The organism is Kocuria sp. ZOR0020 (genome assembly GCF_000800955.1).
Lineage (GTDB): Bacteria > Actinomycetota > Actinomycetes > Actinomycetales > Micrococcaceae > Kocuria > Kocuria subflava.
In genome coordinates this window covers 1-958 of record NZ_JROX01000032.1, presented here as the reverse complement: position 1 = coordinate 958, position 958 = coordinate 1, and the positions used below count along the sequence as shown (strand labels likewise).

Genomic DNA, 958 nt, shown 5'->3' with positions numbered 1-958 from the left:
GAACGACGTGGAAGGGATCCATCAGCGCTACCGCGCCCGGTAGGGCTTCGCTGGCGGCGGTCCTGTATCCGGTGAACTCGTCCATCGCCACCACCTCGATGCGGTCCTTCCATGCCTCGGGGTGGGCCTCCAGCCAGGCCTTGAACGCCGCTTTGGAGCGGCCCTCGATCATGTCCAGCAGCCGTGCGGGCCCGGTCCCGTCCCTGGCTGGGGTGAGGTCGATGATCACGGTGACGTACTTGTCGCCGCGCCTGGTGTGGCGCCATACGTGCTCGTCGACCCCGATCACGCGGACTCCGTCGAAGCGGGCGGGGTCATCGATGAGCAGCCGCTGGCCCTCGGCGAGGACGGCGCCGTCGGCGGTGTGCCAGGCAACCCCTAGCCCGGCGGCGACCCGTGCGATCGAGAGGTGGTCGATGACCAGGTCTTCCAGTGCCTACCGCATCCCACCGCGGGAGAGTTTCGCCCGCTCAGTCGCTGCGGCGGTGGTGTCCTCGCGCCAGCGGTTCCCGCAGTGACCACAGATACTGCCGGATCCGCACCAGCAGCGTCGTGGGCCGGTGGCCGAACGGCTGGTGAGCGAGGGGCCGAGTGATCGTGCCGCGCGAGGTCGACCTCGCTCCGCAAGCGCGGCACCACGGATCCTCCTCCGCGAGTCGGCATTCGAGCACCGCCCGTTCCGCCGTTAGCCATTGACCGACAGCGACGAGGCCGAGCTCGTCCAGGCGCGCGAAGGTCGTCAGATCGGGACTGTCGAAGATGGCGTTGGGCACGTCGAGGTCGTCCTGATGGCGAGCGTGAGGACTTCCACCATCGGGAGACCTCGACGTCTATCCGCGCACCGACGTGCCCACCCTCGCGACACGCAGCTACCCCCTCAACTGCGAAGAGCCAGATTGGATGACCTGACCCATGGCTCGGTTTCCAGTTGACGTCGCTAGTCGATGGTCTTCATGGA

Annotated in this window: 1 pseudogene; it reads right to left on the bottom strand. The window is 67.6% G+C overall.

Annotation, left to right across the window (positions count from 1 at the left end):
• Positions 1 to 773 (bottom strand): annotated as a pseudogene (locus L979_RS02205) (ISL3 family transposase); the annotation flags it as partial.
• Positions 774 to 958: the final 185 nt, after the last annotated feature.